Here is a 25,923-nt window from a genome sequence, read left to right on the forward strand (position 1 = left end):
TCGTACCGAACTGCCTACCCGTGCATCTTCGCGCCTTTGGAAATCTTGTCCGCGATCTTCTTGTCCGTGTGAAATGCGATGCCAACGACTTTCGCATTCTCCGGACTATGCTCTTTAAAGACCGCCCGGTTGGCACTGTCGTGACCGGTTGAGAACATTTCTTCGATATAAAGGCTCGATTGGACTTGCCGCTGGAGCGTGCGTTGGTGGATTTTCATTAGTTTATCCGCATTGGCAGCCAAAACGATCACGGGCTGGACACTCATCGGATGATAAAGATTGCCGTCCGCATCTTGATAAGGCATTCCGATTATGTCGGGCTTGGCGGCGGAAACGCCGGTGGACAGAAATGCTGTGACGTTGAGCTTCTGCCACATAGCGAGGTCGTCGCGGACTACGATGACAAATTTGGTATCGAACATGAATGAAAATTCCATCATGGGATTTGAGGAAAGGTGCGAGATAGCCAGCCTAAGTGGGGCGGCCGAAAATGGTCTTGAACGTTTGTGCAAAATAAGCGGCGACGGTATTCGCTCGGCGCCTACCGAAGCCGGGATCGAGCGGATCGAAGCGAACTTCCAGGGCAACGGCTTCTCGCCTCATCGGCATGACACCTATGCCATCGGCTTGACACTGCACGGTGTTCAGCGGTTCAAATACCGCGGTTCAGAGCGGGCTTCATGCCCCGGACAGGTAATCGTCATACACCCGGACGAAGTCCATGATGGCGGGGCCGGGACAGAAACCGGCTTGCGTTACCGGATGATGTATATTCCGCCGGAGATGATTGCGCAGGCTCTTGGGCGTAGAACGCTTCCCCACGTATGTAGCCCGGTGCTGACGGATCCAGTGTTTCGAAAAAGCCTGATCGAGGCTTTGCAGGATCTTGAGGCCGAGATGGGCGACTTAAGGGTCTTCGATAGTCTTGCCGAGTTGGCTGCGTGTCTGAACCGGTTTTCAGATGATGCACGACCGATGGGGCGGGCCCTTGATTGGCCGGTATTGAAACTCTGTGCCGATTTTTTGAGAGAACATGCTGCAGATCCGATTGGATCTGCCGATCTGGAGGCAGTCTCGGGTCTGGACCGGTTTTCCCTTTCACGCCAGTTCCGGGCGGCCTTTGGAACAAGCCCGCACCGGTATCTGGTGATGCGCCGTTTGGAGCGGGTAAAGATTGGACTTGCGGACGGCGAATGCCTGGCCGGTGCAGCAACGGCAAATGGTTTTGCAGACCAGAGCCACATGTCCCGTCATTTCAAACAAGCGTTTGGTATGTCACCTGGCAAATGGCGGCAGCTGAACGCCGCCATCGCTTAGAGGCTTTTCGGTCCAAACCTGTTTGACCGGGGGAAACCAGCCGGGGGCAGGCGGCCGGCCTGGCCGCGGTCGCCGAGCCACTCGGAAAGCTCCTCCAGCGAGCGCGTGAAGCTGCGCCCCGAACTGTCGGTCCAGGTGAGACCCTCTTCGCCCTTGAAGACCCTTATGTCGGAGACACTGCCATCGCGGTAGCGCTGCAGGCGCACACCGCGGCCCCGGCCCATCTGTGCGATTTGGGCAAGCGGGAAGACCAGCAGCTTGCGGTTCTCGCCGATAATCGCAACATGGTCCCCGGTCGCATCCACACAGAGCGAGGCTTCGGCCGGTGCGCCCAGATTGAGCACCTGCTTGCCCTTTCGGGTGTTCGCAATGACATCATCCTCACAGACGACAAAACCTCGGGCCTCATTGCTGCTGAGCAGAAGATTGCGCCCCGGCTTGTGAACGAAGGCGCTGACAACATCTTGGGCCTCGTCCATCTCCACCATGAGGCGGATCGGTTCGCCGTGCCCACGCCCTCCGGGAAGCCGGTCTCCCCCAAGGGTGAAGAACTTGCCGCCGGTCGTAAACACGATGATCTTGTCCGTCGTCTCGGCATGGAAGGATAATTTGAGCTTGTCGCCTTGCTTGAAGGAGAGGGTCGACAGGTCAGCCTGATGGCCTTTCAGCGCCCGGATCCAGCCCTTTTCAGAGATGATGACGGTGATCGGTTCCTTTTCAATCATCGCCTGCTGGATGTCGACAAGATCGGCCTCGGGCGCTTCGGACTTGTCGGTGCGCCGTTTGCCAATCTCCGTTTCCGGACCGTATGCTTCTGAAATTTCGCTGATTTCCCGGGAAATCTTGGTCCACTGCCGCGCTTCCGAACCGAGAAGCTTGGTCAACTGATCCTTTTCATCCGAAAGCTTTTCATGCTCTTTTCGGATTTCCAGTTCCTCAAGCTTGCGTAAGGAGCGCAAGCGCATGTTGAGGATTGCTTCGGCCTGAACATCGGTCAGCTCGAACGCCGCGATCAGGGAGCCTTTGGCATCGTCTTCCTCGCGGATGATCCGGATGACCTCATCCAGGTTCAGGTAGGCAATGAGATAGCCTTCCAGAACTTCAAGCCGATGATTGATCTGGCCAAGCCTATGTTCGGACCTGCGGATCAAGACCTCTTTGCGGTGATCAAGCCATTCTCTGAGAACCTGCTTCAGCCCCATCACCATGGGGACCTTGCCCATGGAAAGCACGTTCATGTTGAGCGAAAACCTGTTTTCCAGGTCCGTCAGCTTGAAAAGGGATTCCATCAGGAGGTTGGCATCCACGTTTTTAGAGCGTGGCACCAGAACGATGCGGATGTCTTCAGCGGACTCATCCCTGACATCGTCCAGAAGCGGAAGCTTCCGGGCGGTCAAGAGTTCCGCGATCTTCTCGATCAGCCGCGATTTTTGAACCTGATAGGGGATCTGGGTAACCACAATGGCCCATTGGCCTCGCCCAAGATCCTCTATTTCCCAACGCGCGCGGATGCGGAAGCTGCCCCGTCCGGTCGCATAGGCTTCGCGAATGGAACCTTGGTCCGACACAAGAAGGCCACCTGTTGGGAAATCCGGGCCCTTTATGAATTCTAGCAGAGCATCGACATCGGCATCCGGGTTCTTGATGAGATGAAGACAGGCTTCGCACAGTTCATGGGCGTTGTGCGGCGGAATGGATGTTGCCATGCCAACTGCAATCCCGGACGATCCGTTGCCGAGAAGGTTTGGGAAACCGCCCGGCAGCACAATCGGTTCGCGATCTTCGCCATCGTAAGTCTCACGAAAGTCGACCGCATTTTCGTCCAGACCGTCCAAAAGCCGTTTTGCCGTGTCGGTCATGCGGGCTTCGGTGTACCGCATGGCGGCGGCGTTATCGCCGTCAACATTGCCGAAGTTGCCCTGTCCGTCGATCAGCGGGTACCGCTGGGCAAAATCCTGTGCAAGCCGGACAAGGGCGTCATAAACCGCCTGGTCGCCGTGCGGGTGATACTTACCGATGACGTCACCCACGACACGCGCGCATTTTTTGAAACCCTGGCCTGGATCGAGCTTCAAAAGGCGCATGGCGTAAAGAAGCCGCCTGTGCACAGGCTTCAAGCCATCGCGCACATCGGGAAGGGCCCGGTGCATAATGGTTGACAGCGCATATGCGAGATAGCGCTCTTCCAACGCGTCCTTGAGGTTTACGCCTTCAGTGCCGCTGGGCGGTGGTGTCGTCTCTTTTCCCATAAATGCTAGCTATCGGCTCAGCGGGGCAAAGGCAATTGGCGCTCTTGCCAGACCGGTGCGATCTGGCCGATTTTCAACGGATTTCCGGCAGTTTCCAACAGATTTGCGGATTTTGCCTTGGCCACATGAGCCGCGGAGCAGCGAACAAACCCTACGGACAGAAACTTTCCGGAAGAAGCGATTTAAACGCAAAACCATCAAGATTTAGATGTCCGGTTTAAAGGTCTTGCAACGAGATTTCCGTAAGGGTTGGACCTCTGGGAATTTGATCTTCTTGCGGCTGTTGGGCGGATAAACAATTGCATGAATAGCCAGTCTAAAATCTCTGTTATAAAGTTGTTCAACCGGTTCTTTGTTGATGAACGCAATGATCTCGACCTTGCACGCGCGCAATTCGACTCTGTCGTAAGGCAGCTCCCTTTCCTCCATGGCATTTGTCTTATCGGCGGTTGGATTTTGTCGCTAGGCCATTGGTCGGTCGCACCAATTTGGGCAACACTCTACCTTCCACTTGCCATTACCCTCATTGCCGTGCCGCGCATCATCATGTTGTTGCGCGCGGATTGCACAGAAATGAACGATCTTGATCTGCGGCATTGGCAGGTTCGAACTACGGTTATCGCGGCCCTTGCACCAGTTGTTTATGCAGTTTGGGCTCTTGTGCTCTTCGCCTATGGAGATGTTCAGCAACAGACTTTGGTGGCGTTCACTATCGGCATCATCAACTTGGCCTGTATGTTTTGTATGATGCATTTACGCGTGGCCATGGCCTCCAATTTAGTCGCGTGCAATACAATCTACCTTTCCTTCTTCGTTGTGCACGGTGATCCATATTTTATCTTGTTTGCGGTGTGCAGCCTGCTGGTCAATCTAGCGGCATTCATGGTTTTAACCAGCTACTATAGAGACTTCATCACACTTGTTGAAGCGCGCCGCGACTTGCAAAACACTGCAGTCGCGCTTCGGGAAAAGCAGCGGGAAACCCAAAATCTAAGCGATATGAATCTTCATATCGCCAATCATGACGCGATGACTGGTCTTCCAAATCGCCGTTGTTTCTTTGAGACCCTTGAGGACCGTTTTGTAGCGGCGGTCGAGAATAAGACGCGCATTGCGGTGTGTATCTTCGACCTCGGAGGTTTCAAACCGATCAACGATGTGTACGGGATCGAAATCGGGGACAGCCTCTTGCTTGAAGTGGTCAAGAGGACTTTGCGAGCGATCCCCGAAGATACATTTGTTGCAAGGCTTGCCGGCGACGAATTCGGCATAATCCTTAAGGGTAACCATGACCGGATTGAGCTCAAGGATCTCATGGACAAGGTTGCCTCGATCTTCCAGGTGTCCTTCCCTCTACCCGAGGGCAACGTCAAGCTGGGCGGGTTTGTAGGCGGGGCTTTGATGTCGGAAAGTTCAACAACTGCAACGGAACTTTTCGAGCAGTCCCTTTTCGCGCTGCAATCTGCCAAGAAGAGCGTGACCGAGCGCGTCGTGATGTTTGGCGAAGCTCAAGAAGCGGAAATGCGGCAATCCATTCAAATTACTCGTGCGTTGCAGGCAGACAATTTGGAGGATCAGCTTTCTGTTGCCTTTCAGCCCATCATTGATATCCGCACGCAGACTGTCGCCAGTGTTGAATGCCTGGCGCGTTGGCATAGTCCTGAGCTTGGCAACGTTCCCCCGGCCGTTTTCATACCGGCTGCGGAGCGCTCCGGTCTGATCAACCGTCTGTCTCTGATCATCTTGGACAAGGCCCTTTCGGCCACAAAGACCTGGCCTGAAAATGTGCGATTGTCATTCAATCTGTCTGCCTCAAACCTTTCTTCGAAAGGGTTCATTCTCGAGTTTTTGCAGAAAGTCGAGAATCATAGGTTCGATCCGAGCAGGCTTGATTGCGAGATCACCGAGACAACCGTGATGTGGGATTTCAACGAGGCTTGCCGCGCGATTGATGTTCTGAAAGAGACTGGAATTGGCATTTCCCTGGATGATTTTGGTACAGGCTATTCAAGCCTGTCGCATGTCCACCAGTTGCCATTGGACCGGATCAAGGTCGATCGCAGTTTCGTGACGGGTATTCAGCCCGATTCTGTCGGTTATGGGATTGTAAAATCTCTTCTGGCATTGAGCCGAGACATGGGGATTGCCTGTGTTGTAGAGGGCGTTGAGACTGACCAGGAATTACGAGTTCTGGAGGGGTTGGGCACCTGTCACGTGCAGGGCTACCTGTTTTCAAAGCCCTTGCCGGCGCGTGAGTTGCCGGACTTTTTCCAGTCATTTGATACCTCCGGCGCCCAGGCGTTTCCCTCTGATGCCGCTTGAGTGTTGAGAATTTAGAGGTTGCGCGAATCTCACGCGAAATTCCAGGGAAAAGCGTCCCGGTATTCCTTTTGCAAAGCGGCACAGAGCTGAGACCGTGTGTCCGCGCCAGATGGCTTGCCGTGTTCCTGGCTGTATCGGTCCAGAAAAAAACCCGTCAGGCGGAACCCTTCATCTACATCTTTCCAGGTGAGTTCACTGCCCGCCTGGCGCTGGCCGGGCAGCAGAAAGCTTGGAAGCGGCAAAAGCTTGTCATGGTAGGGTGCGCCCGCATCGCGGCTCACGGCACGGGCGGAGCGCGGCGAGACGTAAGCCAGATCATCCTGCGTTCCGGTGGCCGCACAGGACTGAAAGTCGAGGCCGGCGCCAAGATCCCGCAGCACTTCCAGTTCAAAGCGTATCAGGAGGGCCGCGGACGTATCCGGTTCGGTGATGTGGTTCAAGACAACCTCCAGCGCACCGAAGAGCCGGGGGTAGGGGTGCCGCTCCGGCATCATGCGTAAAAGCACGGCAAGATGCTGAAGACCGGCAAGTCCGATCCCGGACAGCATGAGATCGCCCGCACGCAGGTTGGACGGTTCGATCTGAAACTGGCCAAGATGGTCAGACAGGCGGGCCTTCCAGGTCAAAAACAGTTCGTTTCCGGGCTGTAAAATGGGCCGCTGGCGTTTTGAGCGGCCGCCACGCACCAAGCCGAGATGGCGGCCATGATCCTCGCTCATGACCTCCAGTATCACATCGGCTTCGCCATGTTTGCGGGTGGTCAGCACCACACCGCGGCCTGTCCATTCCACGCCGCTACCTCGTTTGACCAGTCAGCTGAATGATGACGGATTCGGCGCCCGAGGCAATTATTTCGGAAACTCCAGACCCATTTCGCGGTAGCGTTCCGGGTCGTCTGCCCAGTTTTCGCGGACCTTTACAAACAGGAAGAGGTGCACCGGCGCGTCGATGATGTCCGAGATTTCCTGCCGAGCTGCCTGCGATATGGCTTTGACAGTTTGCCCGCGCTTGCCGAGCACGATGCTTTTCTGGCTGTCGCGTTCGACATAGATGGTCTGCTCGATCCGCGCGGAGCCGTCCTTGCGGGCCTCCCATCGTTCGGTTTCCACCGTCGAAATGTAGGGCAGCTCCTGGTGAAGGCGTTCGAAAAGCTTCTCGCGTGTGATTTCAGCCGCCAGAATGCGCAGCGGCAGATCCGAGGGCTGGTCGGCCGGATAAAGCCAAGGGCCGTCGGGAACCTTCCCGGCAAAATGATCAAGGATTGTGCTGGTCCCGTCGCCGGTCAGCGCGGAAACCATGAAGGTTTCTTCAAACTCAATATGGGCATTGGCCGCTTGCGCCAGATCCAGAAGCTTCTCCCGCTTGGCGACATCGGTCTTGTTCAGGATCAGAACCTTCGGGGCCGACTGGCCCTTCAGCCGCTTCAAGATGCTCTCGACTTCCTCATCTATGCCTTTGCGGGCGTCGATCAGAAGCGCAATCAGATCGGCATCCCGAGCGCCGCCCCAGGCCGTGTCCACCATGGCGCGGTCCAGCCGCCGTTTCGGTTTGAAGATCCCGGGCGTGTCGATGAACACCAACTGCGCGGCGCCGTGCATGGCCACCCCCCGGATGATCGACCGGGTTGTCTGCACCTTGTGCGTGACAATGGAAACCTTGGTGCCGACCAACTGGTTGATCAGGGTGGACTTGCCGGCATTCGGTGCGCCGATCAGGGCAATAAAACCGGCCTTTGTGCCGCCTTCAGGTGCCTCAGGCAATGGTGCCGGCAGCGGGATGTCGAACCGGCCGGACGGGGGAATAAACCCGGTTTCGTTATCATCATCCGGGTCGTTGAAATGGGAGTCGTCGCTCACGTGTGGCCTATTCTTTCCAGACGCCTTCCCGGCGCAAAACAGTTTCCGCAGCACTTTGCTCGGCAATGCGTTTGGAGCCGCCGCTGCCTTCGCCTTTTTTCAGACCTTGAACGATGACGGCAACGGTGAAGCTCGGCGCATGATCCGGTCCGCTGCGATCCATAACCTCGTAACGCGGGGTTGGCAGGCTTTTGGATTGCGCCCACTCCTGCAGCGTTGTCTTCGCATCACGCAGCGGCCCGGACCAGGATAGCATACGCGGCTCCCACAATCGCTTGATAAAGCGCTCAGCTGCCGGGAAACCGCCGTCCAGATAGATGGCTGCGATGATCGATTCGCAAATATCGGCAAGCAGGGCGGTTTTTTTCCGCCCGCCGGTCTGGGCTTCCGCCTGGCCAATGCGCATGGCGTCACCAATGCCGAGTTCCTGCGCGATTTCGGCGCAGGTCTCCCGCTTGACCATGTGATTAAAGCGTCTCGCCAGCTCGCCTTCATCCGCCTTCGGATAGTGTTCATGCAGCATGGTGGCGATGGCCAGTCCCAGAACCCGGTCCCCCAGAAATTCCAGACGCTGGTAACTTCCGGAGACCGTCTCTGACGGATCGAGTGCGCTTGCATGGGTCAAAGCAACCCGCAGCAGCTCCAGATCCTGGAACTCGTGGTCCAGAGCCTTTTTCAGCGCCGCAACGGGACTTTCTCTTCTTGGTCTATTCTGCATCCAGCTGACTCATGCCGCTACGCTGCTGCGCAGCGTTCGCTCAAGGGGCCCGCCCGATGCGATTCCAGCGGACATCCGTCGGCCACGACCAAATGTGCCAGGCAGGTGTTTCGTTCTTGATGGAGAAGAAAATCAGGTCGGCGCGCCCGATAAAGTTTTCAAACGGGACGTACCCGACCTTGCCCAGAACGCGGCTGTCGGTGGAGTTGTCCCGGTTGTCGCCCATCATGAAATAATGGCCTTCCGGAACGTTGTATTCACGGGTGTTGTCCAGCCAGCCGTTCGTCGTTTCGTCCAGGGTCTCATAGCTGACCCCATTGGGCAAAGTCTCGCGGAAACGCGGGATACGCACAACGGCGCCGGATGGAAGAGTTTCGATGTAATCATCGATTTGCTCGCGCTCGACGGCCTGGCCATTGATGTAGAGTGCACCATTGCGCATCTGGACCGTGTCGCCGGGCATGCCCACGACCCGCTTGATATAGTCGGTGGCGTTGTCTTCCGGTGTCTTGAAGACCGCAATGTCACCGCGCTCGGGCTCATCGGCCCACACACGGCCTGAAATCGGGGCAAGCCCGAATGGGAACGAATACCGCGAATAGCCGTAGCTGTATTTGGACACAAACAGGTAGTCACCGATGAGTAGGGAATCCATCATCGAGCCGGAGGGGATATTGAACGGCTGAAACAAGAAGGTTCTGACGACCAAAGCGATGACGAGGGCCTGGACGATGATCTTGACCGTCTCGTAGACGCCGCCTTCCTTATCTTGCTTGTTGTCTGTCACGCTCATGTTGTCCCTACGTTGTCCGGTCAGTGGCTTGCTCTGAAAATTTCCAAAGTACCGCCGGACTCATAGCTGCTTGCGGCGGGCGAAGCAATCTGTGGAGGGGCGGATAGCCCCGGCTTTATTTCTGCTGTGCGGAAGGCGGTTGCGGCCAGTCGGCAGGCCATGCGCTTATAACGACAAAAGCTTGCGCCAAAGGGAAATCGTCGGTGATGGTAAGATCGATCGCGGGCGTGAACCCTTCGGGCGTCATGGCTTTCAGTCTTTCTGCTGCCCCGCCCGTTAGCACGATTGTCGGTTTTCCTGACGGCAAATTGACCACGCCCATTTCCCGCCAGGCGACACCCATACGGATGCCGCTGCCGAGCGCCTTCGACACAGCCTCTTTGGCGGCAAAGCGTTTTGCGTAAGAGGCTGCCCGTTCCGCCCTTCGGTCCGACTTGGTCCGCTCGACCTCGGTGAACACGCGATTGGTGAACCGCTCGCCAAACCGCTCAAGCGTCTTTTCAATTCTACGGATATCGATCAGGTCGCTTCCGATGCCAAGGATCATGTCATTTCTGCCCAGAAAAGCCGTCGTGCAAGGCACCTACATGGCCATCTGGACCACATGGTTCAAGCATGCGGGTCATCTTCCATCGCCCGCGCGGGATGGGGAAACAAGCGCCGCTTCTTCTTCTCAATGGTACGTTTGCGCCGCCGCTGATAAACCTCGACGCTTTTGTAAACCGCAAAATAGGAGACGGTAGCGAGCACGAGACCTAGCGGAATTGCGCCGATAAACATGGGTTTCAGCATGGGCCATAGCGCGTCGAACGATTTTTCAAAAAGCCCGTGCTGAAACTGCTGGTGCACTTCCTGCGGACCAGCGTCCGATGTCCGGCCATGCAACACCCACTGGCCAATCTTGAAGGTGACAGCCCAGATGAACGGAAACGTGATCGGATTGCCAATCGAAGTGCCGAGCGCTGCGGCAATCATGTTGCCGCGCATGAGGTAGGCGACCGCAAACGCTGTCAGGAAATGAAAGCCGATCAACGGGGTGCAGGACGCAAAGGCTCCGCATGCAAATCCGATGGCAATCGCATGCGGAGTGGCCGTCAGCCGGAGGACGCGCTTTCCAAGATAACGTGTGGATCGTGACCAGCTGTGCCGCGGCCAGACAGCAACCCGCATGCGCTCAAGGCGCGTGGGACTATGGCGGCGGCGGAACAACATATGTTTGCGGTATCCCGGTTGGGTTAGCTGAGGCCGCGGCTTCCCGGCTTGACGGCCGGAAGAGACGCGAGCTCTGGTGGCAAATTGTCCGGTTCGTATGCCGGAACCTTGTATTCTGTCAGAGCGACCAGTGGAACGCCCGTATCAGCTTCGCCGCCCGACCGATCAATCAGGCAGCAAACAGCCACCACTTCAGCACCAAGAGATTTCAGTGAAGTTACCGTTTCCCGGCAGGACAGGCCTGTGGTTACGATATCTTCGACAATAACCACCCGAGCCCCTTTTGGCATCTCAAACCGGCGCAGGCGGAACTCGCCGTCCTCGCGCTCCACCCACATTGCCGGGACACCAAGGTGCCGTGCCGTTTCATAGCCGGGAATGAGACCGCCGAGCGCGGGGGACACGATATAGTCGATTTGTCCAAGGCCCGCTTGCGCAATCTTGTCCGCCAGCGCCTTGCAAAGCTTCTCGGTCTTGTCCGGATACATGAAAACACGGGCTTTTTGCAGAAAGACCGGGCTCCGCAGGCCGGAGGTCAAAATGAAATGCCCTTCAAGAATGGCGCCTGCTTCTCTGAAAACGGTAAGGACCTCGTCACGGGTCATCTTAAACATCCTTTCATCTCGCACGTACTCAACCGTTTACACGCGAGACGCTTGAAACATTGGGCTTGGTTCGCAACTGATTGATAATCCGGTTGAGGTGTTTCAGGTCCCAGACTTCAAGGTCAATAACCATCTGGTGGAAGTCCGGAGCTCGCTGCACCATTTTCACATTGTCTATGTTTCCGCTGTTCTCACCGATGATTTGCGCAATTGCCGCAAGGGAGCCGGGCTCGTTTGCAGCGGAAATGTCAAGGCGGGCGGGAAACCGTTCCGGGTTGTTGATGTCGATATCCCAGCGCACGTCCACCCATCGTTCGGTCTGGTCATCAAACTCCTTCAACGAAGGAGATTGTATCGGATAGATGGTCAGCCCCTCTGAGGGGGTCAAGATGCCGACAATGCGGTCTCCGGGAACAGCGCCGCCGTCTGGGGCGAAGGACACCGGGATGTCGCCGGACAAGCCGCGGATTGGCAATGCCGGGCCGCTTGCATCACCATCTGGTGAAGAAACGTTCGCGCTCTCGTCCGAAAGTCCACTGGGCGGTATGCGGAACTTGAGGCCGTACCCCTGTTTCAGGCCGAACCAGCCCTCCTCGGATGGCGGGCCTGGAACTGCAACCCGCTCGTCCTGATAGTCCGGGTGGGCGGACTTCAGCACATTTTGCGCTGTGATATCACCGCGGCCGACAGCCGCCAGCAGATCGGCGACACTGCTCACGCTGTGCTCGTTCAAAACTGCTTCCAGCAGGTCCTCAGAATAGACCTTGGACGCCCGGTCAAAGGCGCGTTTTAGAATGTGCTCGCCGAGCGCACCATATTGCTTTCGAACCGATTCCCGCGTCGCCCGCCGTATCGCCGCCCTGGCCTTGCCTGTGACTGCGATGGCTTCCCAGGCAGGCGGGGGTGTTTGCGACTGCGAGCGGATAATGTCGACTTCATCGCCGTTATGAAGTTCCGTTACAAGCGGCATGATCTTGCCGTTGACCTTGCAGCCAACGCATGTGTTGCCGATGCCGGTGTGAACGGCGTAAGCAAAGTCGATTGGCGTGGCGCCGCGCGGCAGCGCGATCAACCGGCCTTTCGGCGTAAAACAGAAAACCTGATCGTGGAAAAGCTCGAGTTTCGTATTCTCAAGAAACTCTTCCGGCGTGTCGCCCTGGGCAAGCAGCTCCGTGGTCCGGCGGAGCCATTCGAAGGCGCGGCAGTCCTCGCTATGACGGGCAATGTTCCGGCCGCCAAACTCGCCGTCCTTATAAAGAGCATGCGCCGCGATGCCGTATTCGGCAATCCGGTCCATGGTGATGGTCCGGATTTGCAGTTCAACACGTTGCCGCGATGGTCCTACAATCGTGGTGTGGATCGACTTGTAGTCGTTCTGCTTGGGCGTTGAGATGTAATCCTTGAACCGGCCTGGCACGGTCGGCCACGTTGTGTGAATAACACCGAGAACCCGGTAACAGGCCTCCATGGTCCCGACCGTGACCCGGAAGCCATAGATGTCTGACAGCTGTTCAAACCCGATCGCCTTGCGCTGCATCTTCCGGAAGATGGAGTAGGGCCGCTTTTCCCGGCCCTTGACCAAAGCTGCCATGCCGCGATCCGAGAGGCGCTCGGTGAGCGTCTGTTCAATGCTTGCAATCAGATCCCGGTTGCGTTCCCGCAGGTCCGCCAGGCGTTCTGTGATCGTCTCGTAGGCTTCGGGATTGAGTGTGCGGAAGGAGATGTCCTCCAGCTCCTCGCGCATGTCATGCATGCCCATGCGGCCGGCAAGTGGCGCATAGATCTCCATGGTCTCTTCAGCAATGCGGCCACGTTTGTGCTCCGGCATATGCCCAAGGGTGCGCATGTTGTGCAGGCGGTCCGCGAGTTTGACCAAAAGCACGCGCACATCATCTGCAATCGCAAGCAGGAGTTTGCGGAAATTCTCCGCCTGCTTGGCCTTCTGCGACACCAGATCCAGCCTTTTGATCTTGGTAAGACCATCCACGAGCTTTCCGATTTCCTCGCCGAACAAGGAATCTATCTCGGTTCGCGTTGCGTCTGTGTCTTCAATCGTGTCGTGGAGCAGGGCGACGGCAATCGTGGCATCGTCCAGCCGTAGATCGGTGAGGATCGCCGCCACTTCGAGGGGATGGGAAAAGTAGGGGTCGCCAGAGGCCCGCATCTGGGAGCCATGCTTTTGCATGGCATAGACATAAGCCTTGTTGAGCAAGGCTTCATCAGCATCTGGATTGTAGCGCGTTACCCGTTCGACGAGTTCGTACTGACGCATCATCGCCGTGATCGTCTCATGCTACCGGCTGGTTGGCTGCGGTAAAGAAATAAAGCACCAGAGCGCGGTCGGTGTCCCGGCGCGCTCTGGCATAATCTACAAGCCGGTTGACGCTTAGATGTCGTCGGTGCGCTCCGGCGGCACGAGGCCTTCCAGGCCCCGCAGAAGGTCTTCCTCGGACATGCGGTCGAATTCGACAGCGCTGTCATCCACATTGTTGACCTGGGTCGCCTGGTTCTGTTGGCCAACGGCAACGACAGGAACGGCCTCAGCCTCAGGCTCATCCACTTCAACATATTTTTGAAGCGAATGAATGAGGTCTTCCTTCATGTCTTCCGGGCTGACGGTCTGCTCGGCGATCTCGCGAAGAGCAACGACAGGGTTTTTGTCGTTGTCCCGATCGATTGTCAGCGGAGAACCGCTCGAAATCATGCGAGCGCGGTGCGCAGCAAGCAGCACCAGCTCAAACCGGTTTTCGACCTTGTCGATGCAGTCCTCGACGGTCACGCGCGCCATACGACGTCTCCATAAGCTTAAATGAACTTGAAAGATCAGCGTATAGAGACCCGGCCGGTAAAAAGCAAGCCCCTGTCAGAATTCGGAAAGGACCATATCTAACACTGGAAATCGCATGGTTTTTGCCGTTCGAGCCAGCTTTTGCGTTGCAGCTGTATCACAGAATGGTGTACGCCCATTGCATGGTCTAAAGAAGAATCTAAATGACCGCAGGGAACAATGAAAACAATAAGCTGTTTGTTGAGGTCAAACAAACTACAACCAAACAGCAACGTATGCGTTAAAGCCAGTTGATTGCGTTGTGATTTCGTTGGTGGGTATTCGAAGTCCGTTTTGCAAATCTGTGATCAGCGCATACTACTTGGAAAGGTTTCAGTAAAGATGTTTGATGCGCGCGAAAAAGTTGCTTTGTTTATTGATGGGGCAAATCTTTATTCGACCGCTAAGGCAATCGGTTTCGATATCGATTACAAGCGGCTCTTAAAAGAGTTCCAAGGGCAGGCATATCTTCTTCGGGCTTATTACTACACCGCTCTTATTGAAGATCAGGAATACTCTTCCATTCGTCCGCTGATCGATTGGCTAGACTATAACGGATACAAGGTTATCACGAAGCCTGTTAAGGAGTTCGTAGACAGCGCCGGTCGCCGTAAGGTCAAAGGCAATATGGACATCGAGTTGGCTGTTGATGCGATGGAGCTTGTTGATTCCGTCGACCATGTGGTCCTGTTTTCCGGCGACGGCGATTTCCGGTCGCTTGTGGAAGCACTCCAGCGCAAGGGCCGCAAGGTTAGTGTCGTCTCAACGCTCAAAACACAGCCCCCAATGATCGCCGATGATCTGCGCAGGCAAGCCGACCATTTCATCGACCTTGCAAGCCTTGCGAACAAGATCGGCCGCGACCCGTCTGAACGTCCCGTCCGTCCTCAGGCACCGTCTCAGATGGATGATGACGAAGACGACGACGATTACTAATACGAGCACGAATTCGACGGCTGCCGATATGCATGACATTCAGCCGACAGAGCCGCCGGTGGATTGCCAGGCCTGTGCGAGGCTCGTTGACTTGAGGCGTCAGCTTCAGGACCAGTTTCCCGATTGGCACAACGCTCCAGTTCCGACCTTCACAGCGCCGGAGCCAAGTCTTCTCGTTGTCGGTCTTGCGCCTGGAATGAAGGGAGCCAATTGCACGGGCCGCCCCTTTACCGGCGATTATGCCGGTGACCTTCTCTACAAGACAATGCTTGAATTCGGCTTTGCGGAAGGCGTTTATCAGGCCCGGCCGGATGACGGGCTCGTTCTGAAAGACGCCATGATTACCAATGCGGTCCGGTGTCTTCCGCCGCAAAACAAGCCGACTGGCGAAGAGATCAAGAATTGCCGCCCGTATTTGCTCGCAACACTTGACGCGAACCCGTCGGTGCGGGCCGTTCTCGCGCTTGGACGGATCGCTCACGATACTTTTTTGACTGCGCTGAACCTGCGTAAAGCTCTTTTCCCCTTCGCTCATGGGGCCGCTCATAAGTTGCCCGGCACGAACCTTACCATGTTCGATAGCTATCACTGCTCACGATACAACACGAATACCGGCCGGTTGACCGAAGACATGTTCCGGTCCGTGTTCAATGGGATCAGGGAGCATATTCCGCACGAGTGATTGCGGGACTTGGGCGTTGGGGCTGGTCCGGTTTACTCGACGGGCACGACCCATCCGTTCGGGCCGAGATGCTCTTGCGGTTTGAAGCGGGACTTGTAGGCCATCTTCTGGGACCCATCGACCCAATATCCCAAATAGACATAGGGAAGCCGCATCTTCTGGGCGCGCACGATATGGTCCAGAATCATGTAGGTCCCAAGCGGCGTATCCTTGAAGGCCGGGTCATAAAAGGAATAGACCATCGACAATCCGTCGGAGAGCTGGTCGCTCAACGCTACGCCGAGCAGGGACCCGTCGCCTATACCCGTTATGAAACTGTCGGGACCGCGCCTGCGGTACTCCAGGACGAGTGTTTCGACATGGGTGTCCTCGACCATCATGGCATAGTCGAGAATGCTCATCTCCGTCATTCCGCCATCCTCGTGGCGGGTCAGGAGATAATCGCGGAACAGATCGTATTGTTCGGCTGAGGGGCTGGCCGGAAGGCGGGCGCCGACAATGTTCGCACCGTCTTTCCACACGCGTTTGAGGGATTTTGTCCATTTGAAATCGTGGGCGCGCACCCTGATCGAAATGCAGGACTGGCAGTTTTCGCAGGCCGGGCGGTAGGCAATGTTCTGACTGCGGCGGAAGCCGCCCTGGGTCAGCACTTCATTGAGGGCAGGGGCGCCATGGCCAACCAGGTGCGTGAAGACTTTCCGCTCCTGTTTGCCCTCAAGATAAGGGCAGGGCGCAGGTGCGGTCAGATAAAATTGCGGATGATCCGTCGGATGCCGTGTCACCTTTTAATCCCGCAGCGCATCAAACCAAGTCTCACAGTCCATAGTACCATGGAGCGACTAGTGAGAACGTCAACCATAAGATAAGAGCAAGCGGGACGCCAGCCCGGACAAAATCAATGAAACGATAGTGTCCGGGGCCCATCACGATGAGGTTCGTTTGGTATCCGATGGGCGTTGCAAATGATGTATTGGCCGCAATGATGAGGCAAACGACGAAAGCTTCGGGGGATTGCCCTATCTGGTCTGCAAGATTGATTGCAACCGGTGTGAACAGAACGGCTGCGGCATTGTTGGATAGGAAGTTCGTGAGGATCATCACAATAAAGAACAAAGCCGACAGAATGACCGGCGCGGAGGCGCCGTCAAGCATAAAGGCGAGGCCAGAGGCGATCGCTGTGGCACCGCCGGTCGATTCGAGGGCAACCGCAGCGGCTAGAGATGCCCCGATCAGCATGAAGATCCTGCTGTCGATTGCGCGCATTGCCTGCCGGATGTTGAGGCAGCCCGAAGCGATCATGGCAAAGGTTCCCGCGACTGCAGTCGAGACGATCGGGACCAGCCCGCTGGCGGCAAGCGCCACGACGCAGGTGAAAATCACCAAGGCTCGGGGCGCATAGCGTTTTCTGGGGACTTCGGTCATCGACCAGTCGAGAAGAAGGACATCGCGGTTGCCGCGCAAGCGCGCAATTTCCGCCTCGCTTCCCGCGACCAGCAAGACGTCGCCAGCCTCCATGCGGATGTCGTTCATAGCCATGCGCGGCATGCGGCTGCGGCGCTGGATGCCCATCACCAGACATCCGGTCTCGGTATAAAAACCCGATTGCGGCAACGTCCGGCCCATGAGCCGCGAGGCCGGGGCGACAACCACTTCGGCGAGACTTATTGTGCCGGGGGCTGGGGGCGCAGCTGTTGCCTCTCTTGCGTTGCCATTTGTGTCTGTGTCCGCCTCCATCAGCGGCTGCCGCCGGGCAAGCGCGTTGGCAAGAGCGGTCCTGGTCGCTGCAACGATAACCGTGTCGCCGGGCTTCAAGGTGACATTCTCAAACGGCGGGAGGAGCGGTTTTTGGCCCCGCTGAACCAGCCGGACGGTCATGTCCTTCAGCTGCGGGAACATGCCCGAGACGGCTTCGACGCCGCTCAGCGGGTGGCCATAGGTAATTTCGATCTGGGCGATAAACTGTTTGCCCGACGTCGACTGAAACTCCTCTGCCATTGTTTTGCGTGGCTTCAGGAACTTTGGCATCACAAACAGCACGTAGATCGAGCCGACCGCGGCCAGGATGAGGCCGATAGGTGTGAAGCTGAAGAATGTCAGTTTCAGATCAGAGCTTTGTGCCGCAAAATTGGCAACCAGCAGGTTCGTCGACGAGCCGATCAGCGTCGTCATACCACCGAGGATCGCAATGAACGAGAGCGGCATCAACACCCGCGACGAGGATTGACCGATCGTGGCCGCAACAGCGGTCAGGATCGGGAGAAACATGACGACCACCGGCGTGTTGTTCAAAAACGCACTTAAAACAGCGACCACGATCAGGATCGGGACGGCTGCGTGTTTGGACCGCCCTCGGGTCCATTTCACAATGGTTTTGGCAGGCGCCTCTAGCGCATCGGTTTGAAACAGGGCCTGTCCGATGATCAACAAGCAGATCACCGTGATTAGCGCGGGATTTGCAAATCCGGCAAGAAACGCGCCCGTCGTGACCCGTGCCCCATCCGCGTCCATGATTGGAATGACGGAAAATATGGCAATGAAGGCAGTCACCGACCCGAGCGCAATCGTCTCAATCGCATAGCGCTCAAGCGCGTACAGGATAACGGTCGATGCGATGACCACGAAGGTCAGTGCCATGGCAATATCAACTGAGTGCATTCACCCGCCTTGTCCCACCGAAGCCGGTCCCAGGAACGCGCACCTTAGAACAGGCGGGCGGAGGATTGAAAGAGCAAAGACTGGCCCGGTTGCCGCTTATGCGGCGCTATCATGTTGATAACCGGGCTTTTTCAGATCCAGAATGCCAATGGACTGAAACAGTGGGCCGAGGTTCACGATTTCCATGAAAAAACGGCACTAACCCAATGGGCTATAAGCCGGAAACCGCGCGCCCGTTTCCCGAAGAAACAAGCTGAGGCAAGTGCCTGAGGCCGTTTAGGCGGGGCGCGCGGAGAATTCGCGGTGATAGGCGGAGTTGATCACCACGGTCCCCAAAATGAGGTCATGAAGCAAGCGCTTGCGGTCCGAAAACAAGGAGACCAGTAGAACCAGCGGCGTGAGAAACGATACTGAGAACCAGAATAGGATCGCATGAACGGCCGCCAGGAGCGGGTAGGGTTTGGCGCCGTACCACAAACGCATTTCCAGCCCCATGGCTCTCATGCCCAGGGTTGAGGCCGACGGGCCGCCAAGCGTCATGGCAACGTAGATCAACGCAACAGCGGTGGGCAGGATTGCATAAAGCAGAAACCCAAGGCCTAGTGTGAACACGCCCAGCACGAAAACGAGGATCCCCGCGCCGAAGGTCAGAAGGGCGATAACGATCAGATCGATCAGAAAGGCAAACATCCGCCGGCTGCGCACTCCGCTGAACAGTTCCGGGTTCAAGGCCGGGTCAAAGGCGTTCTGACGGCTGTGGTTGCTGGCGGTATCTGCTGACATTGTGGTCTTGTCCTCACTCATCTTGCCCATGGATGTAGGAGCGCCGGACGGGTTTCGCAATCTTCTGCCCGTGCTCCCTCATGGTGTCCAAAGGCAGGAGGCTCCTATTGATCGCCTGCAAGCATCTCCGCAACAGCAGGCGCAAAATAGGTCAGGATGCCATCAGCGCCAGCCCTCTTGAACGCCAGAAGGCTCTCAAGCATCGCACGGTCATGATCCAGCCACCCGTTGCCGCTGGCCGCCGCAATCATCGCATACTCGCCGGACACCTGATAAGCGTAGGTTGGGACCTGAAACTGGTCCTTGATGCGCCGGACAATGTCCAGGTAGGGCATGCCCGGTTTCACCATCACCATGTCGGCGCCTTCCGCAATGTCGAGCTCGGCTTCCCGGATCGCCTCATCGGTGTTGGCCGGATCCATCTGGTAGGTCCGTTTGTCCCCCTTCAGCGTGCCGGACGATCCGACCGCATCGCGGAACGGGCCGTAAAAGGCCGAAGCGTATTTCGCGGAATAAGCCATGATCTGCGTATCGCGATGGTTTTGGCTGTCCAGAGCCTGGCGGATTGCGCCAATACGGCCATCCATCATGTCCGACGGCGCAATAACATCGGACCCGGCATCGGCTTGCACAAGAGCCTGCCGGCACAACTGATCGACCGTTTCGTCGTTCAAGATCGTGTCGCCTTGCATCAGGCCGTCGTGTCCATGGCTTGTGTACGGATCGAGCGCGACATCGGTCATTAGGCCGACATTCAGTTGCTCGCTCTTGATTGCCCGCAGCGCGCGGCACGTCAGATTGTCCGGGTTAAGAGCTTCACTGCCGGTCTCGTCGCGCAGATCCGGGTCCGTGTAGGGAAAGATGGCCATCGCCGGTATGCCCAGCTCAGCTGCCCGGTTTGCCTCCCGCACCGCCTCGTCGACGGACAGCCGGAACACGCCGGGCATGGACGGTACCGCCTGGCGCACGTTCTCACCGTCGGTCAGAAAGACCGGCCAAATTAGATCATCAACGGTTAGATGATTTTCACGGACGAGTCGGCGTGTCCAATCCGTTTGCCGGTTCCGGCGCATGCGAGTGCCGGAGAGCAGGGTATCCATATGGGCGGGGGTAATCGGCGGAAGAGCTTTCGACGGCATGAAAAGGCCTGCAAGTCTGATGAGCGCTGTTTGGAGTATCAGCTGGTTGGGATCGCGAAAATCTAGCACGCATGTTCGTTCATTCCAATTGCCTGAAAAATAACTGAAAATAATGAAGAAAAAGAGTTTGTTTGACGTTTGCGTCAAATATGCTTTAGTGCGCGCAATGTCAAAATGTCAGCGCGTGGAACGATCCAGATTCGCGGTGCTGAATACGGTCGGGAGGTTTGCCGTGGATTTCGAACTAACGGAAGATCAGCGCGCCTTTAAGGATATGGCTGCCAGCTTCTCAGATGCAGAGCTCGCGCCCTTCGCCAAGGAGTGGGATGAGGAAAGCCACTTCCCCATCCCCACGATGCGCAAAGCGGCGGAACTCGGTTTTGCGGGCATCTATGTCCGTGAAGATGTCGGCGGGTCCGCGCTGAAAAGGCTCGATGCGGCGCTGATCTTTGAGGAACTGTCCCGGGGCTGCACCTCGACGGCCGCTTATATCTCAATCCACAATATGGTGGCCTGGATCATCGACACTTACGGGTCGGAGGAGCTTCGGCAGAAGTATCTTCCCACGCTGTGCAAAATGGATCTGCTGACCAGCTATTGCTTGACCGAGCCGGGATCCGGCTCTGATGCCGCCAGCTTGCGCACCTCTGCAAAGGATGCCGGAGACCACTACATCCTGAATGGATCGAAAGCCTTCATCTCCGGCGGCGGCGTCAGCGATCTATACGCGGTCATGGCACGGACCGGCGGGGATGGGCCGTCCGGCGTTTCTTGCATCTTGGTTGAGAAGGGCACGCCCGGCCTCAGCTTCGGCGCAAATGAAGTCAAGCTCGGCTGGAAAAGCCAGCCGACCGCGCAAGTGAACTTTCAGGATTGCAAGGTTCCCAAGTCCAATTTGATTGGCGAGGAAGGGCAGGGGTTCAAAATCGCAATGTCCGCGCTTGATGGCGGCCGCTTGAACATTGGCGCCTGTTCCCTCGGGGCCGCGCAGGCGTGCCTCGATCATGCACTTGGGTATGTTAAAGAGCGCAAGCAATTCGGCAAGCCAATCGGCGAGTTTCAAGGCTTGCAGTTCCGCATTGCGGATATGGCAACCGAGCTGGAGGCCGCACGCCTTCTGTTGCACAGAGCGGCAAGCGCTCTCGACGCCAAATCACCGGATGCGACCAAGCTTGCGGCGATGGCAAAAAGGCTTGCAACGGATACAGGCTTCAATGTTGTCAATGAGGCCCTTCAGCTCCATGGCGGTTACGGTTATTTGCGGGACTATCCCATCGAGCGCTTTTTCCGTGATGTGCGCGTCCACCAGATCCTCGAGGGGACGAATGAGGTCATGCGCATGATCATCGCCCGCCAGTTGTTGAAAGACTGATTGAGCCGGCCCCTATTTGGTATTGAAGCGACTCCGGTTTTTGATTTGAGGACTGCCCGTGACCGACCACATCCTTTTTGAACAAAAGGGCCATGCCGGCTTTATTACGTTGAACCGGCCAAAGGCGCTGAATGCACTGAACCACGCCATGGTGACGGAGATGGCGCAGCAGCTTCAGCGCTGGGCCGGAGATCCGGCAATCGCGCATGTTGTGATCAAGGGGGCAGGCGACAAAGCCTTTTGCGCCGGTGGCGATATCCGCAGCATATATGACGCAAGGCAAGCCGGGGAGACAGATGGGCTAAGCAGCTTCTTCCGGGATGAGTATCTGCTCAATGCCCAGATCAAAGCCTATCCAAAACCGTTTGTCGCGCTCATAAACGGAATTGTCATGGGCGGCGGCGTTGGTGTTTCTGTTCATGGCAGTCATCGCATTGGCACTGAAAAAATGACATTTGCCATGCCGGAGACTGGGATCGGATTTTTCCCGGACGTTGGCGGCACATATTTTCTTCCGCGCATGCCGAAACAAACAGGCGTTTACTGTGCCTTGAGCGCCGGACGGATGAAGCAGGCGGATGCACTGGCAACAGGCATCCTGACCCATGCGGTTTCGGAGCAGTCCCTCGGCAAGATTGAAGCGGCGCTTCGGCAGGGCAGCGTGGACGAGGCACTGGAAGCCGTAGCGGTTCTGCCGGAAGAGGGCAGCATGACCGTTCAGGCTGATCTTATTGAACGGTGTTTTTCTAAGCCGGATGTTTTCAGCGTGCTGGAAGCGCTTGAGTCGGAACAGTCGGATTTCGCCCAAAAGGCTGCCGAAACAATCCGCCAGAAGTCGCCAACAAGCGTCCTCTTGGCATTTGAGCAGATGAAACGCGGTCAGTCATTGGCGTTCAATGAATGCATGAAGCTGGAGTACCGGATCGTCAGCGGGATCTTGAAAGGCGATGACTTCTTTGAAGGGGTGCGTGCTGTCATCGTGGACAAGGACCATGCACCGTCCTGGCGGCCGGACACGCTTGAAAAAGTGGACAGCGGCGCGCTTGCATCGTATTTCGAAGCTCCAGATGATGGCGACCTGCCGCTTTCCTAGGAGCTCTTTGCCCGCATGATCACCAGCTTTCAGGACCTGCTTGATTCCCGTCCGCCCTGGAGCACCGTGCTCATTTGGTACCTGCGTGTGATTGCCATCATCCTGATGGCAGGCGGTGTGATCTATTGGGCCCGGATTGTGGGGATCGTGGAATGGCGCGGGCTTTGGTTCTGGGACATGCCTGTGTCTATGCAGGGTGCCATTGTATTCTTCGCAGTACTCGACCTGGTTGCAGCGATCGGCCTTTGGCTCACCGTGACCTGGGGCACCGTCATGTGGATCTTCAGGTGCTTCTGTCAGATTGTGATGCACACGGTTTTCTCGGACCTTTATGGCCGCCGGCCCTATGAGATTGCGTTTTATCTGCTGACCATCGCGATCTTCGTGTTTCTCACCTATCTCATGGAAAAAGAGAACAAGGCCCAGTCCGGCGCGCGCTCAGATTGAAAAGCCGCGCACTTTCGAATTTGCTTCCAGCTTTTCTCCTAACCGACTCTGATGTTTCGGGATTTGGATTTGGTCGTGCATTGAAGCAAAAAAAAATTTACCAGAGAAATTATCGTTTACAGAAGGTTACCTGAATTCAGGTGTTGCAGCGCTGCAGAAGGCGGGTTTGAACGCTCTTCGATTGGCGTTTGGCACGGGTTTCTGCCGCTCGTAAAAATCATACTTAACAAGTATTGAATCCGATCAACAAAACACCCCTCGAGTGTTAACAAACGATTCAGCGTGTCTCTTAAGTGGATCTTAGAATCGCGTCTGTAGATTGCAGATCAAGGCGGGAAGATATCCGTCGAACGACAGGTATTAAAAGAGGCGCAAACAATGATCACCGCAAGTAGGGCAGTCGATGCTGTGGCACAGGCTGAAGGGGAAGAGACGGAACTGAAGCCGCTCTACCTGGAAGCACTGACACTTGTCGAGCGACTGCATCGTCGTCTTCTCGACGTCATTAAAGATGAGTTTGACCGCATGGGACGGTCGGACGTCAACAGCGTTCAGGCGCTTTTGCTGTTCAACATCGGCGATTCCGAGTTGACGGCCGGCGAACTGCGCACCCGCGGCTACTATCTCGGGTCGAACGTGTCCTATAACCTGAAGAAACTGGTCGAGACCGGCTACATCCATCACCAGCGGTCCCGCATGGATCGCCGCTCGGTTCGGGTTAGCCTGACAGACAAGGGTCAGGAAGTGGCGACGATCGTGAACGATCTTTATGAGCGTCACATTCTGTCGGTGGAGCAGGTTGGCGAAATCGGACCGCAGGACTTTGTTGCACTCAACAAGTCGCTGAAGCGTCTTGAGCGTTTCTGGACCGATCAGATCCTGTACCGCCTCTGATAAATTCGCGGCAGATCCAGATGACAAAGCACCGCCCTTGAGGCGGTGCTTTTCTTTTTGCGCCGGGATTTTGCCAAGTCAAAAGTTTAAGCTCACCGTCTCACGCATTTGTGTGCGGCAGGCAAGGCGGCGGGGTTTCTGCCAATAACGGGAAATTGTCCTGAAACCGCCGGTGCTTGCGGCGTAATCGGACATCTTATGGTCACATTGAAATGGCTTTTTGCGGGTCGAAAAATGTTCAAGGTTAAGAAATCTTGCGATTTGTTAACTTGAGCAGGCTAGGAAGGCTTTGACGTCCGGCGCCGGCAGTGAGCAGAAGCTGCTTTATGAGTGTTGTGCGGACGTGCGAATGCAGATCAACGTAGCTTATGGGGTCGGCAATGAACCTATTTTCCGGACGGGCCGGGATCGGATTTCAAGTTCCACGCATGGCAGGTGCGCTTGCAAAGAGCTTTGGTCTCGCGGGGCTGGTACTGCCCTTGACGATGGCGGGCGTGTCCGCACAAACGGCTTTGCAGTCCCTTCAGCAGAACCGCCAGAACGTGGAATGGGCCGATAACTTCGATATTGCCACGGAAAACATCACCGAGGTGAAGTCCTACGCGCCGACACTGTCCCCGGAAACAGCCGATTATATCTCCATTGCCATCGACCGGTATCAGCGGATCGTCCAGGCCGGTGGCTGGGGCGGGGTGACTGCTGGCGGGAAGGCCATGCGGATCGGGGCAAAAGATTCGCGGGTCGTTGAACTGCGCCGCCGCTTGATCGCATCCGGTGATCTTGAGCAGCACGCCGGATTATCCGACACGTTCGATTCATATGTCGATGCTGCCTTGCGCCGTTTTCAGTTGCGCCACGGATTGATACCGGACGGTGTCATGGGCGACAGCACGGTTCAGGCGCTCAACATTCCGGCCCATGTGCGTTTGCGCCAGCTTGAAACGAACCTTATCCGCATGCGGTCCATGTCCGGCTTTCTGGGCGACCGCTACGTGATGGTCAATATTCCGGCCGCCGAGATCGAGGCCGTCGAGGATGGCCGCGTCCGCTCCCGCCATACGGCGGTGGTGGGCAAGATCGACCGGCAAACGCCGATCTTGAACAGCAAGATCTATGAGTTGAACTTCAATCCGTATTGGACGGTTCCCGTATCCATCATCCGCAAGGACCTGATCCCGAAGATGAAGGAGGACCCGCAGTACCTCGCCAAGAACAAGATCCGCATCTTCGACTGGAGCGGAAACGAGCTTCAGTGGCAGCAGATCGACTGGAACACGGATGAAGCCACCCAGTATCGGTTCACTCAGGATCCGGGACAGGAAAACTCGCTTGGATCAGTGCGCATCAACTTTCACAACAAGCATCAGGTCTATCTTCACGACACGCCGTCCAAGACCCTGTTTGGCGAAGACTACCGCTTCCATTCATCCGGCTGTGTTCGTGTGCAAAATGTCCGCGAGCTTGTGACTTGGCTGCTGCAATCGACCACTCCGGACTGGAATCGCGGCAAAGTCGACAGCGTCATCCGCACAGGCGCACGCGAGGATGTCCGGTTGAAGTCCCAGATCCCGCTTTACATGACCTATGTGACTGCCTGGGCAAATTCCGACGGCGTCGTTCATTTCCGTGATGATATCTACAATCGCGACGACCTGGCAGGCACCGGGGAACAGGCCCGGCTTTAAGCAAGGCCATCGTTATAGGGCATTTAGCCCGCACGCATCAAAACGCCGGTCTTGAAGAGGCCGGCGTTTTGTGTGTTTAAAAGGCGGTGTTGAGGAGTTGATGCGCATGAACCGTGATCGGCGGCAGGGCGAGATCTATCTGGAATTCTATCCCGTTGGCGGTCAGGTGAAAGTCACTGCCATTGACGCCGCCACCGCGATCGAAGTGTCCACTTTCGGCCCTGCCTCGGCATCGCAGGAGGACCTCAAACGGATTGCCGTGCGAAAACTGAAACGCCGGATCGAGCAGCTGCGCGCGCAGGGTGACCTCAAGGACGATCCAACCCTGTATTGACCGG

The 25,923-nt window shown here is 56.5% G+C and carries 25 protein-coding genes; 10 read left to right on the forward strand and 15 right to left on the reverse strand.

Annotated features, from left to right (window positions below; translation table 11 throughout):
* Window positions 1-14 precede the first annotated feature (14 nt).
* Window positions 15-422: a DUF2000 family protein gene (locus E1180_RS04565; protein ID WP_155189900.1), complete on the reverse strand. Its 408-nt coding sequence runs from the start codon at window positions 420-422 to the stop codon at window positions 15-17.
* Here E1180_RS04565 and E1180_RS04570 point away from each other — a divergent pair.
* Entirely contained in the window at window positions 421-1,317 is an 897-nt protein-coding gene (locus E1180_RS04570; protein ID WP_244313959.1) for an AraC family transcriptional regulator, read from the forward strand. The two genes, E1180_RS04565 and E1180_RS04570, sit on opposite strands and share 2 nt — an antisense overlap.
* Here E1180_RS04570 and parC read toward each other — a convergent pair.
* Entirely contained in the window at window positions 1,314-3,566 is a 2,253-nt protein-coding gene (gene parC / locus E1180_RS04575; RefSeq protein ID WP_155189902.1) for a DNA topoisomerase IV subunit A, read from the reverse strand. The genes E1180_RS04570 and parC overlap by 4 nt on opposite strands.
* A 249-nt stretch (window positions 3,567-3,815) precedes the next feature.
* On the opposite strand from parC, the gene E1180_RS04580 reads away from it, so the two are divergent.
* Complete coding sequence (locus E1180_RS04580) at window positions 3,816-5,888, forward strand: putative bifunctional diguanylate cyclase/phosphodiesterase (protein ID WP_155189903.1); 2,073 nt, start codon at window positions 3,816-3,818, stop codon at window positions 5,886-5,888.
* A gap of 29 nt (window positions 5,889-5,917) precedes the next feature.
* On the opposite strand, the gene recO is transcribed toward E1180_RS04580, so the two are convergent.
* From recO to rpoZ, 9 genes are all read right to left on the reverse strand, one after another.
* The gene (gene recO, locus E1180_RS04585) at window positions 5,918-6,679 is read right to left on the reverse strand and encodes a DNA repair protein RecO (protein WP_208996937.1); all 762 of its coding nucleotides are present in this window, start codon (window positions 6,677-6,679) and stop codon (window positions 5,918-5,920) included.
* Window positions 6,680-6,736: 57 nt separating this feature from the next.
* Window positions 6,737-7,666, reverse strand: a complete 930-nt coding sequence (gene era / locus E1180_RS04590; protein ID WP_283404491.1) for a GTPase Era — start codon at window positions 7,664-7,666, stop codon at window positions 6,737-6,739.
* Between the two features lie 85 nt (window positions 7,667-7,751).
* Entirely contained in the window at window positions 7,752-8,462 is a 711-nt protein-coding gene (gene rnc, locus E1180_RS04595) for a ribonuclease III (RefSeq protein ID WP_155189905.1), read from the reverse strand.
* Between the two features lie 40 nt (window positions 8,463-8,502).
* The gene (gene lepB / locus E1180_RS04600; protein ID WP_155189906.1) at window positions 8,503-9,255 is read right to left on the reverse strand and encodes a signal peptidase I; all 753 of its coding nucleotides are present in this window, start codon (window positions 9,253-9,255) and stop codon (window positions 8,503-8,505) included.
* Between the two features lie 115 nt (window positions 9,256-9,370).
* On the reverse strand, window positions 9,371-9,802 hold the full coding sequence (gene acpS, locus E1180_RS04605) for a holo-ACP synthase (protein ID WP_155189907.1): 432 nt from the start codon (window positions 9,800-9,802) through the stop codon (window positions 9,371-9,373).
* A gap of 62 nt (window positions 9,803-9,864) precedes the next feature.
* Entirely contained in the window at window positions 9,865-10,467 is a 603-nt protein-coding gene (locus E1180_RS04610; protein WP_155189908.1) for a DUF2062 domain-containing protein, read from the reverse strand.
* A gap of 23 nt (window positions 10,468-10,490) precedes the next feature.
* Complete coding sequence (pyrE, locus tag E1180_RS04615; protein ID WP_155189909.1) at window positions 10,491-11,072, reverse strand: orotate phosphoribosyltransferase; 582 nt, start codon at window positions 11,070-11,072, stop codon at window positions 10,491-10,493.
* 28 nt (window positions 11,073-11,100) lie between these two features.
* Window positions 11,101-13,347 carry a RelA/SpoT family protein gene (locus E1180_RS04620; protein WP_155189910.1) on the reverse strand — a complete coding sequence of 749 codons (2,247 nt, stop codon included), beginning with the start codon at window positions 13,345-13,347 and terminating at the stop codon, window positions 11,101-11,103.
* A 111-nt stretch (window positions 13,348-13,458) separates the two neighbouring features.
* Entirely contained in the window at window positions 13,459-13,860 is a 402-nt protein-coding gene (gene rpoZ / locus E1180_RS04625) for a DNA-directed RNA polymerase subunit omega (protein WP_155189911.1), read from the reverse strand.
* Between the two features lie 381 nt (window positions 13,861-14,241).
* Between rpoZ and E1180_RS04630 the strand changes: the two genes are divergently transcribed.
* Together E1180_RS04630 and E1180_RS04635 are read left to right on the forward strand one after the other, a co-directional pair.
* Entirely contained in the window at window positions 14,242-14,835 is a 594-nt protein-coding gene (locus tag E1180_RS04630) for a LabA-like NYN domain-containing protein (protein ID WP_155189912.1), read from the forward strand.
* The gene (locus tag E1180_RS04635) at window positions 14,810-15,517 is read left to right on the forward strand and encodes a uracil-DNA glycosylase (protein WP_425280893.1); all 708 of its coding nucleotides are present in this window, start codon (window positions 14,810-14,812) and stop codon (window positions 15,515-15,517) included. The genes E1180_RS04630 and E1180_RS04635 overlap by 26 nt, the downstream gene beginning before the upstream one ends.
* Before the next feature lie 32 nt (window positions 15,518-15,549).
* On the opposite strand, the gene E1180_RS04640 is transcribed toward E1180_RS04635, so the two are convergent.
* The 4 genes from E1180_RS04640 to hemB form a co-directional block, all read right to left on the reverse strand.
* Window positions 15,550-16,299 (reverse strand): arginyltransferase, encoded by a 750-nt coding sequence (locus E1180_RS04640; protein ID WP_283404468.1) that lies wholly within the window; start codon window positions 16,297-16,299, stop codon window positions 15,550-15,552.
* Window positions 16,300-16,330: 31 nt separating this feature from the next.
* Window positions 16,331-18,172 carry an SLC13 family permease gene (locus E1180_RS04645; RefSeq protein ID WP_155189913.1) on the reverse strand — a complete coding sequence of 614 codons (1,842 nt, stop codon included), beginning with the start codon at window positions 18,170-18,172 and terminating at the stop codon, window positions 16,331-16,333.
* Between the two features lie 276 nt (window positions 18,173-18,448).
* Window positions 18,449-18,955 carry an RDD family protein gene (locus tag E1180_RS04650; protein WP_155189914.1) on the reverse strand — a complete coding sequence of 169 codons (507 nt, stop codon included), beginning with the start codon at window positions 18,953-18,955 and terminating at the stop codon, window positions 18,449-18,451.
* A gap of 104 nt (window positions 18,956-19,059) precedes the next feature.
* Window positions 19,060-20,055: a porphobilinogen synthase gene (hemB, locus tag E1180_RS04655; RefSeq protein ID WP_244313962.1), complete on the reverse strand. Its 996-nt coding sequence runs from the start codon at window positions 20,053-20,055 to the stop codon at window positions 19,060-19,062.
* 271 nt (window positions 20,056-20,326) lie between these two features.
* Here hemB and E1180_RS04660 point away from each other — a divergent pair, with 271 nt between their 5' ends.
* From E1180_RS04660 to E1180_RS04685, 6 genes are all read left to right on the forward strand, one after another.
* Window positions 20,327-21,466 carry an isobutyryl-CoA dehydrogenase gene (locus E1180_RS04660; protein WP_283404467.1) on the forward strand — a complete coding sequence of 380 codons (1,140 nt, stop codon included), beginning with the start codon at window positions 20,327-20,329 and terminating at the stop codon, window positions 21,464-21,466.
* 58 nt (window positions 21,467-21,524) lie between these two features.
* On the forward strand, window positions 21,525-22,559 hold the full coding sequence (locus E1180_RS04665; RefSeq protein WP_283404466.1) for an enoyl-CoA hydratase/isomerase family protein: 1,035 nt from the start codon (window positions 21,525-21,527) through the stop codon (window positions 22,557-22,559).
* 15 nt (window positions 22,560-22,574) lie between these two features.
* The gene (locus E1180_RS04670) at window positions 22,575-23,006 is read left to right on the forward strand and encodes a DUF6163 family protein (RefSeq protein ID WP_155189918.1); all 432 of its coding nucleotides are present in this window, start codon (window positions 22,575-22,577) and stop codon (window positions 23,004-23,006) included.
* A gap of 378 nt (window positions 23,007-23,384) precedes the next feature.
* Window positions 23,385-23,900, forward strand: a complete 516-nt coding sequence (gene ldtR / locus E1180_RS04675) for a transcriptional regulator LdtR (protein ID WP_155189919.1) — start codon at window positions 23,385-23,387, stop codon at window positions 23,898-23,900.
* A 485-nt stretch (window positions 23,901-24,385) separates the two neighbouring features.
* A complete protein-coding gene (locus E1180_RS04680) occupies window positions 24,386-25,585 on the forward strand; it encodes a L,D-transpeptidase family protein (RefSeq protein ID WP_425280898.1) in 1,200 nt (399 codons plus the stop codon).
* A gap of 106 nt (window positions 25,586-25,691) precedes the next feature.
* Entirely contained in the window at window positions 25,692-25,919 is a 228-nt protein-coding gene (locus E1180_RS04685) for a DUF6898 family protein (protein ID WP_155189920.1), read from the forward strand.
* The last annotated feature ends 4 nt before the right edge of the window (window positions 25,920-25,923 follow it).

Source organism: Roseibium denhamense (genome assembly GCF_009711415.1).
Lineage (GTDB): Bacteria > Pseudomonadota > Alphaproteobacteria > Rhizobiales > Stappiaceae > Roseibium > Roseibium denhamense.

Coding starts and splice junctions, on each gene's coding strand:
- E1180_RS04570 (WP_244313959.1), top strand. CDS start 421: ATGAATGAAAATTCCATCATGGGATTTGAGGAAAGGTGCGAGATAGCC.
- E1180_RS04565 (WP_155189900.1), bottom strand. CDS start 422: ATGTTCGATACCAAATTTGTCATCGTAGTCCGCGACGACCTCGCTATG.
- parC (WP_155189902.1), bottom strand. CDS start 3,566: ATGGGAAAAGAGACGACACCACCGCCCAGCGGCACTGAAGGCGTAAAC.
- rnc (WP_155189905.1), bottom strand. CDS start 8,462: ATGCAGAATAGACCAAGAAGAGAAAGTCCCGTTGCGGCGCTGAAAAAG.
- lepB (WP_155189906.1), bottom strand. CDS start 9,255: ATGAGCGTGACAGACAACAAGCAAGATAAGGAAGGCGGCGTCTACGAG.
- acpS (WP_155189907.1), bottom strand. CDS start 9,802: ATGATCCTTGGCATCGGAAGCGACCTGATCGATATCCGTAGAATTGAA.
- E1180_RS04610 (WP_155189908.1), bottom strand. CDS start 10,467: ATGTTGTTCCGCCGCCGCCATAGTCCCACGCGCCTTGAGCGCATGCGG.
- pyrE (WP_155189909.1), bottom strand. CDS start 11,072: ATGACCCGTGACGAGGTCCTTACCGTTTTCAGAGAAGCAGGCGCCATT.
- E1180_RS04620 (WP_155189910.1), bottom strand. CDS start 13,347: ATGATGCGTCAGTACGAACTCGTCGAACGGGTAACGCGCTACAATCCA.
- rpoZ (WP_155189911.1), bottom strand. CDS start 13,860: ATGGCGCGCGTGACCGTCGAGGACTGCATCGACAAGGTCGAAAACCGG.
- E1180_RS04630 (WP_155189912.1), top strand. CDS start 14,242: ATGTTTGATGCGCGCGAAAAAGTTGCTTTGTTTATTGATGGGGCAAAT.
- E1180_RS04635 (WP_425280893.1), top strand. CDS start 14,810: ATGACGAAGACGACGACGATTACTAATACGAGCACGAATTCGACGGCT.
- E1180_RS04645 (WP_155189913.1), bottom strand. CDS start 18,172: ATGCACTCAGTTGATATTGCCATGGCACTGACCTTCGTGGTCATCGCA.
- E1180_RS04650 (WP_155189914.1), bottom strand. CDS start 18,955: ATGTCAGCAGATACCGCCAGCAACCACAGCCGTCAGAACGCCTTTGAC.
- hemB (WP_244313962.1), bottom strand. CDS start 20,055: ATGGATACCCTGCTCTCCGGCACTCGCATGCGCCGGAACCGGCAAACG.
- E1180_RS04670 (WP_155189918.1), top strand. CDS start 22,575: ATGATCACCAGCTTTCAGGACCTGCTTGATTCCCGTCCGCCCTGGAGC.
- ldtR (WP_155189919.1), top strand. CDS start 23,385: ATGATCACCGCAAGTAGGGCAGTCGATGCTGTGGCACAGGCTGAAGGG.
- E1180_RS04680 (WP_425280898.1), top strand. CDS start 24,386: ATGGCGGGCGTGTCCGCACAAACGGCTTTGCAGTCCCTTCAGCAGAAC.
- E1180_RS04685 (WP_155189920.1), top strand. CDS start 25,692: ATGAACCGTGATCGGCGGCAGGGCGAGATCTATCTGGAATTCTATCCC.